Source organism: Litoribacter ruber, from assembly GCF_018449405.1.
Lineage (GTDB): Bacteria > Bacteroidota > Bacteroidia > Cytophagales > Cyclobacteriaceae > Litoribacter > Litoribacter ruber.
This window is the reverse complement of record NZ_JAHCMY010000003.1, coordinates 208,782-222,408: the sequence shown is the minus strand read 5'-3', so window position 1 is coordinate 222,408 and position 13,627 is coordinate 208,782. Positions and strand designations below refer to the sequence as shown.

The following is a 13,627-nucleotide window of genomic DNA, read 5'->3' as shown; positions in this document are numbered from 1 at the left end:
ATAATCAATTATTCACAAATAATCTGGTCCTTATATTTGACATTCACCCTGTCGTAGGCATTCCAGCCTTGCTTGGGTAAAATCTCCTTATACAAAATCTCTATCTTTTTGAACTTCTCCTCAATCTCAGTAGGCTTGCCAAACTCAATCGTCTGCTTGCCTACTTGCTGGTATAGGGTAATGTCGCCCTTTTGATTGATTTCCATGGAGGAAATCTGTGCGTTCCAAAACTTATCATTTACGATAAAATGGATCAGTTCAAGCAGCTCTTTATCAGTCTTACTGATATCCTTTTTGCCCAACAAGGCTTCACCATTTGGCCCATCAATCAAAAGCACCCTTGAAGTGTATTTCTGGGAAGTCGGCAAAACAATTCCTTCTGAGGAAATATATCCATCGGCAGCCATCGGTCTTACCACTCTCGCAATAGGTTTGTGCTGGTTGATTTTCACCACCACATTTCCTTTAAGGTCCTTAAATGCTTCTGCGTCCTTTACAAAAGGATGCTTGCCCACCTTTTTCTCCACGCTTTTCAAGTCAATAGCATGGATTGGCGTACCTGGCTTAAGGGTAGAAAATTCATTTTCCAGAATCTTCACGATTTCCTTTTCATCCACAAAGTATACGTCGCTTATGCTGGCAACAATTACTTCAAGTTTATGGAAAACCTTGCTGTCTTCCTTCTTTTCCACAAATGCAATAAAGCCCAGCAGCACCGCCACGAGCAGGGTAAACACTACGCTGTTTTTAATTCTTAACCTACTCATCATTTCCCTCCATCCATTTAGTGATCGGTTCCACCATCCGGTCAATATCTCCGGCTCCAATAGTCACCAGGACCTCCGGCTTGTTTTTTTCCAAAAACGGAATCACATCTTCTCTTGCCAATACAGCTTTGCTCCCAGAGGTAATCCCCGGCAATAACATCCGGGAAGTCACACCCTCGATAGGTAGTTCTCTGGCAGGATAGATATCCAATAGCAGCACTTCTTCCGCAAGGGAGAGGCTTTCTGAAAATTCCTTCGCAAAATCTTTGGTTCTGGAAAACAGGTGAGGCTGGAAAATTGCGGTCAGCTTGTTGTCTGGGTACATGGCTTTCACCGAACCAAGAAAGGCTTTAATCTCCTCGGGGTGGTGGGCATAGTCGTCAATGTATACCCGGCCATTTTGCTGATACCTGATTTCAAATCTTCTCTTTACTCCTTTATAGCTCTCCAGTCCTTTTCTGATCGAATCGGCATCGATTCCCAATTCCAAAGCAACAGAAATGGCAGCCAGGGCATTCTCCACATTGTGGAATCCCGGTACATGAAGAGCTAGATTCTCTAAACTCTGATTTTTTCCTGAATAGGTAAACTCAAAAGAACGTATTCCGGACTGAATATCAAGGGCTTGAATAGACGCGCCATTCAACCCATATATTTCTAGGTCCAAAGAGCCAAAATTATTCCTATTTAACCTTTCAACAGCATTTTTTTGAATAAATAATTTACCTTTTTTGTCTATCAAATTAATGAAGTCGGCAAATGATTTTTCAAGCTCGTTGGCATCTCCATAAATATCCAAATGGTCAGGATCCAAAGAAGTCACAATGGCAATATTTGGATGAAGGGTAAGGAAAGAGCGATCAAATTCGTCAGCCTCTACCACAATCACCTGCGCATCGGAATCACCTTCGGAAAGCAACAGATTGCTATTGAAATTCTGGGTGATCCCACCCAAAAATGCCGTCACATTCAACCCTCCGACTTTCAGCAAATGGGCTACAAGTGCGGATGTTGAAGTTTTCCCGTGCGTGCCAGCCACGGCCACCGTTTTGAACCCCTCCGTGATCATTCCCAATACCTCAGACCGCTTCTTCAACTGGAAGCCGTTTTGGCGGAAATAATTCAGCTGGTAGCTGTTGGCTGGTATAGCCGGAGTCCAAACCACCAAGGAGTTTTCTTTATCCAATCCACTTGGCAAAGTGGCCTGGCTATCTTCAAAATGAACCTTAATCCCCTCCTGCTCCAACTGCTGGGTCAAAGCCGAAGAGGTGCGGTCATATCCGGACACGGCAATACCTTGATGTGCAAACCATCTGGCAATGGCGCTCATCCCGATACCTCCTATGCCGAGGAAATAGACGCTATGTAGGTTCTTCAAATTCATTTAATCAATTGTTCAATTTCTTCTACAATGGTATTGGTAGCCTCTGGCTTTGCCAAGCGCTTGATATTTTGCCCCAAGAGTGCCATTTCAGCCTTATCGGCGATCAGGTTGGCGACCGTTTCCCCAAGTCTTTCCACTGCTACATTGTCTGCCAGCATTAGGGCTGCTTTTTGCGACACATAGGCCATGGCATTTTTGGTTTGGTGATCTTCGGCCACATTCGGAGAGGGTACAAAAATCACCGGCTTGCCCACCAAGCTCAATTCGGACACAGATAGCGCACCCGCTCTGGAGATCACGATATCTGCGGCAGCATAGGCGAGGTCCATTTCCTTGAGAAAGGCCAAAACCTTCACATTTTTAAACTTGGAACCTTCTACTGCCTTGGACATCTCCTCGAAATAAAATTTCCCGCTCTGCCACAAAACCTGATACCCAAGTTCATCAAACTGCTGAAGAGCCCCAAGCACCGATTGGTTGATCGTTCTGGCTCCAAGGCTACCGCCCAATACTAGGATTACAGGCTTGCCTTTTTCGAGACCGAAGTTTTCCAGTCCTTTATCTTTTTTTCCCTCCAAGGAGAGTATATCTTTTCTTACCGGGTTTCCTGTGTAGGTGATTTTTCCCGATGGGAAAAACTTGTCCATTTCAGGATAAGCCACGCATATGGTATTGGCTTTTTTGGCAAGGATCTTATTCGTCAATCCAGCATAGCTGTTCTGTTCCTGAATCAAGGTTGGGATACCTTTCCCCTGGGCAGCATATAAAACTGGCCCACTGGCATACCCCCCAACTCCAATCACCGCATCCGGATTGAAATCCTTCACCAGTTTCTTGGCTTTTTGGAGGCTAGCTAGCACTTTGAAAGGGAAAGCCAGATTCGCCAAGGTCAATTTCCGCTGCAGACCGGCTATCTTCAAGCCCTTGATTTTATATCCCGCCTGAGGCACCTTCTCCATTTCCATTTTGCCTTCAGCACCCACAAACAGAATCTCTGACCCGGGATGCTTTTCCATCCAGGCATTGGCAATGGCAATGGCAGGGTAGATATGTCCGCCGGTGCCACCACCGCTAATCATGATTCTATATGTTCTTGCTTCTGTCATTTAGGCTACTTTGGCAAAATTTCTAGCTGTACTCATTTCTACCGGGAAGGCATCCTCATGGTCTCCACGGCTTACACTCAATATAATTCCAAGGGAAATCCCTGTAAATATCAATGATGTCCCCCCCATACTCAACAGTGGCAATGGAAGGCCTGTAATCGGCCCAATACCCACCGCAACGGCCATATTGACCATGGCCTGAAGGACAAGCGCGAAGCTCAAGCCTGCGGACAACAAGCCACCAAAGGGTCTGTTAGAAATGGCTACCACCCGCATTCCTCTATAGAGCAAGGCCAAGTAGAGAAACAATACCCCGGTACCGCCTACCAATCCGTACTCCTCGATAATGATCGCAAAGATAAAATCGGAGTAAGGGTGAGGCAGTCTGTTGCGTTGCTCACTGTTACCCGGTCCAAGACCGAAAACCCCACCATTTGCAATGGCTATGTAGGACTGCTCGGCTTGGTAGGGAACTTCATCCCCGGTCACGAAATTCTCAATCCTGCTGAAGAACGTACTTCCCCTCTGACCTAGGAAAATGGCCGATGTAAGGGCCAAGCCCCCGATCAAAAGCACCGCCATGATGAACTTCATAGGCACCCGGCCAATGAACATTAACAAAAGGCAAGTACAAAGTAAAAGCACCGCTGTGGACATGTTAGCCATCGCAATCAGCATACAGATTATTCCTATCCAAATCATGATGGGAAGGAAAGTATTCTGGAAATCCTCAATATTTTTTTGCCTTTTGGCAAGCATTCTGGCTACCGCCGCAATCAAAGCAAGTTTGGCCAAATCAGATGGCTGGAAAGCCTGGTTGATCACCGGAATGGTCAACCATCTGGAAGCCTCATTCACGTTGGAGCCAAAGAAATAGGTAAATGCTAGCAATGGAATGGATATCCACAAAGCAAACAAGGAAAGCTTGGCGTAATATTTATATGGCAACTTGTGCGCACCCCACATAACAAACAAACTGGCCAGAATCAACGATGAATGCTTTATCAGGTAAGCCTCTGTGTTGCCTCCCATTTTTTTGTAGGCAAGGGTACCAGTAGCGGAATACACCACCAGAATACTGATAATGGACAACAGGATTACAATACCCCAGATTATAGGGTCACCCTTCAAATTATTGTCGATCCATGTTTTTACTGTTCCCATCACTTCACCGTTTCCATTTCCTTTACCGCTTCAATAAACTTCTCACCTCTGTCCATATAGTTTTTGAACAGATCGAAGCTGGAGCAGGCTGGTGATAATAGTACCACATCACCTGCTTGTGCTATTTGCTGTGCCATTTGCACGGCTTGGCGCATCTCTTGGGTTTCCATAACTTGAGGTACCATTTGCCCAAAAGCAAACTTCAGTTTCTCGTTATTTTTGCCCAGGCAGATCAAAGCTTTTACCGAGCTTTTCACTACTTCTGCCAATTCATTATAATCATTGCCCTTGTCCACACCTCCAGCAATCCAGATAATTGGCTTTGACTGGTAGGCCGCAAGAGCATAATAGGTTGCATTTACATTTGTCCCCTTGCTGTCATTGATGAATTCCACCCCGTTGAGCTCGGCTACTTTTTCCATTCTGTGGGCGGCATTCTTAAAGGTAGTCAACCCCTTCATAGCCCGCTCTTCATCAGCTCCCGCGGCAATCACCGCCTGAGCTGCAGCCATCACGTTAACCATGTTGTGATGCCCTTTTAAGGGAAGAGATGCTGTATCAATTATTTGAAAACCCTTCCCTGTGGAATAATGAATCTGGCTTCCATCGAAATAGGCACCGTTTTCCACTTTTTGAGCAATGGAAATTTGATGGATATTGGCCTGTACAGAAAGCTCCTTTAGACCTCTCCAAATATATTGATCTTCCTTAAAATAGATCAGATGCCCTTGGTTATCCATGTTTTTGACCAAGTTGAGCTTAGAATGGATGTAATTTTCAAGTCTATACTCATACCTGTCCAAATGATCAGGCGTGATATTAAGAATGACCGCCACTTGGGGCTTCAGCTTTTTGAATCCATCAATTTGAAAACTGCTGACTTCCAAAACCCACCAGGCACGATCACCATCCACCAACTGCCTTGCCCAGCTATCTCCGACATTTCCCGCCAGCCCCACATCCATTCCCGCTTCTTTCATCAGGTGGTAAGTAAGTAGTGTGGTAGTGGTTTTTCCGTTTGTCCCGGTGATGGCAATGACTTTTCCATTGCTGAACCTGGAAGCAAACTCCAATTCATCAATAAGTGAAATCCCTTTCTCCATGATCTGCTTCACCATAGGAGCAGCATAAGGAATCCCTGGGCTTTTTATGACTTCGGGGAAAGTAAGGAGCTTTTCCGCAGAATGTCCCCCATCCTCATAGGCAATACCTTTCGCATCGAGCAGAGCCTTGCGCTCCTCGCTGATAAGGGCAAATTCGGATACAAAGACCTCGTATCCTTTGGCTTTTGCCAAAAGAGCCGCGCCAATGCCGCTTTCACCTGCTCCAAGTATTGCTATCCTATTCATCATCTAAGCTTCAAAGTTGCCAATGTAATGATGGCCAATAATATCCCCACAATCCAAAAACGGGTTACGATCTTGGATTCGTGGATTTCCTTTTTCTGATAATGGTGGTGAAGCGGGGACATCAACAATATCCTTCTTCCCTCACCGTATTTCTTTCTTGTATATTTAAAATATGACACCTGTAAGATCACGGATAGGTTTTCAATCACGAAAATCCCGCAAAGCACAGGAATCAAAAGCTCTTTTCTTAGGGTCAGTGATAGCACCGCGATCACTCCGCCCAGCATCAAACTTCCCGTATCTCCCATAAAAACCTGGGCGGGATAAGCGTTGTACCAAAGGAAGCCGACACAGGCCCCTACAAAAGCCGCACAGAAAATCACCAACTCGCCTGAGTTAGGGATAAACATCACATTCAGGTACTGTGAGAAAATGGCGTTACCACTGATATAAGCAAAAATGGCGATGGTTAGGCCTATTATGGCCGAGGTCCCGGCGGCCAGACCGTCAATCCCATCGGTAATGTTTGCCCCGTTAGACACTGCCGTAATGATGAAAATCACGAGCAAAATGTAGAGATAAGGGGTAAGGTCATCGCCAAGGAAACCCAAAAGCCTTTCATAATTCAGCTCGTTTCCTTTCACAAATGGGATGGTGGTTTTGGCCACTTTTACATCTCTAAAGGCCGGTGTATCCACCACGCCTTCCTCAATGGAGACAGGTGTTTCAAACTCTCTAACCACCACATCTTCATGGAAGAAAAGAGTAGCTCCCACAATCACCCCGATACCAATTTGGCCGGCGATTTTGAATTTGCCTGCAAGGCCATCCTTGTTTTTCTGAAAGACCTTGATGTAGTCATCAATGAATCCAATCGTTCCCAGCCACACAGTGGTGATCAGCAAAAGAATGATATAAATGTTATTAATATTGGCGAAAAGCAATGTCGGAACGATGATAGCGGCCATAAGCATCAATCCACCCATGGTCGGTGTGCCTTTTTTGGCCTGCTGTCCCTCAAGCCCCAAATCACGGATGCTTTCTCCGATCTGTTGCCTACGGATCCAGTTGATGATATGGTGTCCGAAGGTAATCGTGATGATCAATGAGAATAGCGCTGACATACCCGCACGGAATGAGATGTACCGAAACACCCCTGCGCCCGGTAGATCTAATGCTGTGTCGAAATAGTCAAATAGATGGTATAACATTCCTTAATCTTGGTGTATCTGTTTTAATAAATTTTCCGCGATCTCCCTATCATCAAATGGGTATTTCACGCCTTTAATCTCCTGATAAGTTTCATGGCCCTTTCCGGCAATGAGAATAATGTCACCTTTTACGGCAAACATGGCAGCCGTTTTAATGGCCTCTTTTCTATCTTCGATCAACATGGTTTTTTTGAAGTTGATCGGATTGACTCCTTTTTCCATATCACGGATGATGTCCATTGGAACCTCATCCCTTGGGTTGTCAGAAGTCAAGATAACTTTATCGCTGAACTGACAGGCTATTTTGGCCATTTCTGGCCTTTTCGCCTTGTCTCTGTTTCCGCCACAACCCACTACTGTGATTACATTTTCTCCGCCATCTCTTACACCTTGGATGGTCTTCAATACATTTTCCAGCGCATCAGGCGTATGGGCGTAATCCACAATTACGGTGATGCCCTTATGGATAAATTGATCGAAACGCCCGGTGGCGCCTCTCACTTTGGAAAGCTGCATCAGCACCTCATCCGTCTCCTCTCCCAGCAATACCGCTGTACCCAGCACCGCCAGAACATTGTAGGCGTTGAACTCACCAATCATCCTGAACCATACCTGCTTTCCATCTATATCCAGCTCAAGCCCCTGAAGCGTGTTGCTCAGGATTTTGGCCTTGAATTCAGCAGGGTATTTCAATGCATAGGAATGCTTTTCTGCTTTTGTATTTTGAAGCATCACCAAACCACGTTTGTCATCAGCATTGGTCAGCGCAAAAGCGCCTTTTGGCAACTCATCAAAAAGCTGCTTTTTGGCCTTGATATACTCATCAAATGACCCGTGATAATCCAAGTGATCATGGGAAATGTTGGTAAACACAGCTCCGGTCAAGTTCAGCCCGGTCATCCTATGCTGCACAATCGCGTGGCTGCTTGCCTCCATGAAGCAATGCGTACATCCCTCCTTCACCATTTTGGCCAAAAGCTGATTAATGGCCAGGGCATCCGGAGTGGTATGGGTAGATGGTATTACCTCCTCGTTTATCTTATTTTCAACTGTTGACAGCAATCCGGTAACATAGCCCAACTCCATGAAAAGCTGGTGTAAAAGGGTCGCTGTGGTGGTTTTTCCATTGGTACCGGTCACAGCTACTATCTTCAACTTATCTGAGGGATTCTCATAATAGTTGGCAGCCATGACCCCAAGGGCTCTCGCAGAATCTGCCACCTGCACATATGTGATGCCGGCAGCATGCTCGCTAGGCATTTCTTGGCACACAATGGCTTTTGCCCCTTGATCAATGGCTTTTGCAATGAAGGCATGTCCGTCAACCTGGGTTCCTCTGATGGCCACAAAAACGCAATCTTGAGAAACCTTGCGGCTGTCAAATACAATTTCGCTAATCTCCACATCCATATCACCTATGGCCGAAGTAAGCGATGCTTTGTATAATATGTCCTTAAGTACTTTCATTAACCCAGCGTCAATTTTATTATTCCATTTGTGGGCACGTTGCCTCCAGCCAAAAGCGACTGGCTTTTTACCCTACCCTTGCCTGAATATTGAACCCGCAGCCCTTTGTTCTCCAACACATACAGCGCATCTCTCAAAGACATCCCTGTCACGTCCGGCACAATCGGCTCATCTACTTTATTTGGTGCCCAATAGATCGCTGAATTGGCCACCGAAGATTTCACCCAGCGCTCGCCACCTTCATATTTGTTGGTCAGCCCAAACTTGGAGCAGATCATCTGAAGCTCTTCGGCTAGACCAGCCTGTATCATCGGAAACTGGTTTTGGTCTACCTCCACCAGATTTTTGTATTTTTTTGTATTCAAACTCAGGTCTTGAGCAAATATCTTATCGGCAATATCCTTAAACACAGGTGCAGAAACATCCCCACCATAAGCATTGAAACCTTTAGGGCTATCAATCACCACAATCGCTGAATACTTCGGATTGTCAGCAGGAAAATATCCCGCAAAGGATGCATAGTACTTTTGTGTATAGCGCCCGTCAATCAACTTTTGGGCGGTACCCGTTTTTCCAGCGATTTTGTAATCCGCATTTCGGATATTCTTAGCCGTACCATTTTCTACCACACCCTCCAACAGAGACTGCAATTCCTTGATGGTTTTGTCAGATGCGATTTTCTTTCTCATCACTTCTGTCTTGAATTCCTGCTCCACTACATTGGCTCTGGAAATCTGCTGCACGATCATCGGCTTGACCATGCGGCCGTTGTTCGCCACCGCATTGTAAAGCATCAGGGTATGCAAAGGAGTAAGCTTCACTTCATACCCGATGGACATCCATGGAAGCGTAGTCCCATACCAGTTTTTGGAACCGGGCTTTTTGAAATAAGGAACACCTTCACCTTTTAGCTGAAAGTCAATCGGCATGTTGATACCCGCTTTTTCCACATAATCCAAAAACTTTGACGGTGTCACGCCAAAGTGCTGTTCTACTAGTCTGGAAATCCCCACATTTGAGGATTTCTCAAATGCCTCTCTGATCGTTATTTCTCCATACCCTCCATGTTTGACATCCCGCATAGTGCGGTCATAAAACTTGAAGGTTCCGTTTCCGGTCTCCACTTTATCATTCAAATTAATCTTTCCTTCTTCGAGCAAGGCCATAATGGAAAGTAATTTAAATGTGGAACCAGGCTCGGTAAGTCCTTGCTCGCCTATGGCGTAATTATATAGCTCACCATAACCGTATCCGTTTTTGTTTTTCTGCAGGTTGGCAATGGCCTTGATATGGCCTGTAGCCACTTCCATCACAATCACGCTTCCGAATTCAGCATCCTTATTCATCAACTGCTTCAACAAGGCTGACTCAGCCACATCCTGAAGATTGACGTCCAAAGTGGTGACGATATCGTATCCGTCCTCAGGCTTGATGTCATTGGCATCGTGCACGGGCTTCCAAGTGCCTCCAGCGATTTTTTGGAAAAGGGCCTCCCCATTTTCTCCGCCAAGCTGTGCATTGAAAGAATATTCGAGTCCTGCTCCGTAGTTGTCTTCATTCAAAAAGCCCACGGTACGTCCGGCAAGAGCCTTGAAAGGATAGAATCTCTTTTCCACTTTTTCGAAAATCACCCCTCCGCCCATTCTTCCGTTTCGGAAAATCGGCCATTTCATCATCGCCTGCATCTCCTGATACCCGATTTGCTTGCGGTTTAGAAGCACATACTTCTTATTATTGGATCTAGCGTCACTGATCAGCCTCTTATAATAGTCTCTGGATTTATCATTATAATGCTTGGAAAGCATTATGGATAAGCTGTCGATCCCATTTCTGAACACCTCGTCCTTTGCAATGGAAGGATCGAGCGCCACTCTATAGAAAGGTAGGCTGGTGGCCAAAAGGCTTCCATCACCGCTGTAGATATTCCCACGCGTAGCTTTTACCGTTCTGTATTGAAGGTTTACTTCATCAGATTTTTTACGCCATTCTTCACCCTCCACAAACTGAATTTGGGTAATCCTATAAAAGATTACCCCGGCAAAGATCGCCACCACCAGGAAGGCAAATCTTATTCTCAGCAGTATGGATTTCTTAATATTCACTTCTTCACTTTTATTTTCATAGGAGGCTCATCTATTTCGTAGACTCCCAGTGCTTGCATTTTCTTGGCTACTTCCGATTGCTTTGAGCTAAACATATAGTCGGCCTCCAAAGTAGTGACATCCGCTCTCAGGTCCTCCACCTCCTGTTGGACCCGATTGATCTCGCGTATGGTGTTTTCAGCTTTATGGTTGCTCCAGATATAGATCAAGGCTAAAGTGGCCGCATATAGGAATGGAGGGACCAGCTTTACTGGGATACCGTAACCGATCAACCCAGTGATGTCCAATTTCTTTTCGATGAAACTGAACAAGCTGCTGCCACTCGAAATACGTTTGGTAGCTTTGCCTTTTTCCTCTTTTGCCCTAAATGTGTTCTTAGCCATTTTTCTTCGCGATTCTCAGTTTGGCACTTCTAGCCCGATTGTTACGCGCTATTTCCTCTTGATCTGCTACTATAGCCTTGCGACTCACCGGTTCTAGGGGGCGGATCAAGTTTCCATAGAAATCCTTTTCCACCTCTCCATGCATTTTACCTTTATTGATGAAGTTCTTCACCATTCTATCCTCAAGACTGTGGTAGCTCATCACCACCAGCCTGCCTTCAGGCTTCAACACTTCAACTGCCTGCTCAAGCATATCTTCCAGCGCCCCCATCTCGTCATTCACCTCAATTCTCAAGGCCTGAAATACCTGTGCAAAATATTTGAACTCCCTGTTTCGTGGGGCAAATTTCTGCAACAGCTGCTTGAATCCCTCTATGGTTTCAAATGTGCGCTGAGCCCTTTCGGACACCACTGCCTGAGCCAATGTCTTGGCGTTTTTCACCTCTCCATATATCCCGAATATCTTGTGCAATTGGGCCTCATCGTAGGTGTTCAAAACCGTTGCCGCCGACACTTCGGAAGACTTGTTCATCCTCATATCCAATGTGCCTTCAAACCTGGTGGAAAATCCACGGGTAGGCTCATCGATTTGATAAGATGAAATGCCCAAATCGGCCAATATCCCATCAACCTGCTTTACCCCATGTAGTCTTAAATAACGCTTCAAATCGCGGAAATTGGCCGCTACGAAGGTGAAATTTGGACTATTTGGCACATTCCGCTCAGCATCAGGATCTTGATCAAACCCGTAAAGATGTCCTTTGTCCAAGTGCTTCAATATTTCTTTGGAATGCCCTCCACCGCCAAAAGTCAAGTCCACATAAATCCCATTAGGATCGATGGCCAGGCCTTCGATGCATTGCTGCAACATCACGGGAATATGGTACACTTGCTCACTCATTGTGATAAATATTTTGCTATCAGTTCTGCCTCTTCTTCTTCAGAAAGACTATTTTGTGACTCTTTGAATCGCTCAGGACTCCACATTTCAATATATCTGCCTACTCCTACCAATACCGCTTCGCGATCGATCCCTGCATGAACCAATACGTTTTTCGGCACCAACATTCTTCCGGCACTATCTAGCTCCACTTCAGAAACCCTGGCCATCAAGACTCTTCTCAAGGCTTTTGCCTTAGGGTCAAACTCATCAAGGTTGGAGATTTTGGCCCCAATTCTTCTTTGATAATCGTTCGCTACATGGATTTCGACACAGCCTGATTTGTCCAGATTCAATATCAACTCACCCCCTTGCACCTCTGGCAATGCCGCCTTGAATTTGGCAGGCAAAACCAGACGTCCCTTGGCGTCGAGTTTACATTCGAATGTGGATAAAAAATTGGCCATTCAGATTTCTAGAGTTTCCTTCAAATACAAAAGTAATAAAAGCATTTACACATCCCACCACTCTCTCCCACTTTTTACCACTTGTTGATAAAAATATCTAAAAGTTTGAATTATTACAACTTTTCAGCAAATAATTACTAATCTTATTTTCTGAAGGTCATGAAGTTAGGACTGGAATCAGGAGCAAAAACACCAGAGAATGGTTAGAATTATAAGGTTAAAAAATTGTATTTTCCACCAAATAAAAGCCTGAAGGCCATATTTGTGGTTTTTATCAAATAAAGAATGGATGAGAATTTCCCTTATAAAAATTAATATTTTTTCCAGTGGGGGAGAAAGTGGGAGAACATCCCAGCTTCGGACTTATTTTTTCCTTTGAATGGTATACTCGACTAGGGCTTCGAGTGAAACTTTGTATTCTGATGGAGGGAAAGCCGCAAGAATTTCCAGGGCCTCCTCATAGTACCGGTTCATCACACTTTCGGCATACTCCAAACCTCCAGAAGCCTTTACAAAGTCAATTACTTTGTTGACAGACTTCTTGTCCTCGTTTTTATTCCGGATAAGGTAAATGATCTTTTTCTTTTCCATCCAGGAGGCCTTTTCCAAAGCAAAGATCAAAGGCAAGGTCATTTTCTTTTCCTTGATGTCAATACCCACAGGTTTGCCTACTTCATCTTTTCCATAATCAAAAAGGTCATCCTTGATCTGAAAGGCCATCCCGATTTTTTCCCCAAACAGCCGCATCTGCTCCACCTGATCGGCACCCACACCAGCAGTAGAAGCACCCACTGCACAACAAGCGGCAATCAGGCTGGCGGTTTTTTGTTTGATGATGGTATAATAAACGTCTTCGGTGATGTCAAGCTTTCTGGCTTTGGCAATCTGCAGCAATTCCCCTTCGCTCATCTCCCTTACCGCGCGGCTCACGATCTGAAGGAGACCAAAATCACCATTGTCCACACTGAGCAGCAGCCCGCGTGAAAGCAGGTAGTCCCCCACCAGTACGGCAATCTTGTTTTTCCAAAGAGCATTGACGGAAAAAAAACCTCTCCGGTAATTGGCATCATCCACCACATCATCATGGACGAGGGTCGCGGTGTGGAGAAGCTCGATTAGGGCGGCGCCGCGGTAAGATGATTCGGTAATCCCACCTGATACTCCGGCAGTTAAAAAAACAAACATGGGCCGCATCTGCTTGCCCTTTCGCTTTACGATATAGCCGGTGATATGATCGAGAAGTTTCACCTTACTTTTCATAAAGGTTCGAAACTTCTTCTCAAAATCGTCCATTTCCGTGGCGATCGGGGCTTGTATTTGCTTTAAATCCGGCTTCATCGATGGTTT

12 protein-coding genes are annotated in these 13,627 nt (G+C 45.3%); all 12 read right to left on the bottom strand.

The features are described from left to right. Window positions 1-8: 8 nt before the first annotated feature. Window positions 9-770 carry a cell division protein FtsQ/DivIB gene (locus tag KI659_RS07985; RefSeq protein WP_317194933.1) on the bottom strand — a complete coding sequence of 254 codons (762 nt, stop codon included), beginning with the start codon at window positions 768-770 and terminating at the stop codon, window positions 9-11. Further along, window positions 760-2,151: a UDP-N-acetylmuramate--L-alanine ligase gene (gene murC / locus KI659_RS07980; protein ID WP_213944821.1), complete on the bottom strand. Its 1,392-nt coding sequence runs from the start codon at window positions 2,149-2,151 to the stop codon at window positions 760-762. Before murC ends, KI659_RS07985 begins: the two co-directional genes overlap by 11 nt. Beyond that, window positions 2,148-3,257: an undecaprenyldiphospho-muramoylpentapeptide beta-N-acetylglucosaminyltransferase gene (gene murG, locus KI659_RS07975; protein WP_246535332.1), complete on the bottom strand. Its 1,110-nt coding sequence runs from the start codon at window positions 3,255-3,257 to the stop codon at window positions 2,148-2,150. Before murG ends, murC begins: the two co-directional genes overlap by 4 nt. Next, window positions 3,258-4,421 (bottom strand): FtsW/RodA/SpoVE family cell cycle protein, encoded by a 1,164-nt coding sequence (locus KI659_RS07970; RefSeq protein ID WP_213944820.1) that lies wholly within the window; start codon window positions 4,419-4,421, stop codon window positions 3,258-3,260. Continuing rightward, window positions 4,421-5,773, bottom strand: coding sequence for a UDP-N-acetylmuramoyl-L-alanine--D-glutamate ligase (gene murD / locus KI659_RS07965; protein WP_213944819.1), 1,353 nt, complete (start codon window positions 5,771-5,773; stop codon window positions 4,421-4,423). Before murD ends, KI659_RS07970 begins: the two co-directional genes overlap by 1 nt. Continuing rightward, window positions 5,770-6,981, bottom strand: a complete 1,212-nt coding sequence (mraY, locus tag KI659_RS07960; protein WP_213944818.1) for a phospho-N-acetylmuramoyl-pentapeptide-transferase — start codon at window positions 6,979-6,981, stop codon at window positions 5,770-5,772. Before mraY ends, murD begins: the two co-directional genes overlap by 4 nt. A gap of 3 nt (window positions 6,982-6,984) precedes the next feature. Further along, entirely contained in the window at window positions 6,985-8,448 is a 1,464-nt protein-coding gene (locus KI659_RS07955; RefSeq protein ID WP_213944817.1) for a UDP-N-acetylmuramoyl-L-alanyl-D-glutamate--2,6-diaminopimelate ligase, read from the bottom strand. Beyond that, a complete protein-coding gene (locus KI659_RS07950; protein ID WP_213944816.1) occupies window positions 8,448-10,550 on the bottom strand; it encodes a penicillin-binding protein in 2,103 nt (700 codons plus the stop codon). The genes KI659_RS07955 and KI659_RS07950 overlap by 1 nt, the downstream gene beginning before the upstream one ends. Further along, a complete protein-coding gene (locus tag KI659_RS07945; RefSeq protein ID WP_213944815.1) occupies window positions 10,547-10,933 on the bottom strand; it encodes an FtsL-like putative cell division protein in 387 nt (128 codons plus the stop codon). Before KI659_RS07945 ends, KI659_RS07950 begins: the two co-directional genes overlap by 4 nt. After that, the gene (rsmH, locus tag KI659_RS07940) at window positions 10,926-11,834 is read right to left on the bottom strand and encodes a 16S rRNA (cytosine(1402)-N(4))-methyltransferase RsmH (RefSeq protein ID WP_213944814.1); all 909 of its coding nucleotides are present in this window, start codon (window positions 11,832-11,834) and stop codon (window positions 10,926-10,928) included. The genes KI659_RS07945 and rsmH overlap by 8 nt, the downstream gene beginning before the upstream one ends. Next, window positions 11,831-12,280 carry a division/cell wall cluster transcriptional repressor MraZ gene (locus KI659_RS07935; protein WP_213944813.1) on the bottom strand — a complete coding sequence of 150 codons (450 nt, stop codon included), beginning with the start codon at window positions 12,278-12,280 and terminating at the stop codon, window positions 11,831-11,833. The genes rsmH and KI659_RS07935 overlap by 4 nt, the downstream gene beginning before the upstream one ends. A 363-nt stretch (window positions 12,281-12,643) precedes the next feature. Continuing rightward, window positions 12,644-13,618: a polyprenyl synthetase family protein gene (locus KI659_RS07930; RefSeq protein WP_213944812.1), complete on the bottom strand. Its 975-nt coding sequence runs from the start codon at window positions 13,616-13,618 to the stop codon at window positions 12,644-12,646. Window positions 13,619-13,627 lie beyond the last annotated feature (9 nt).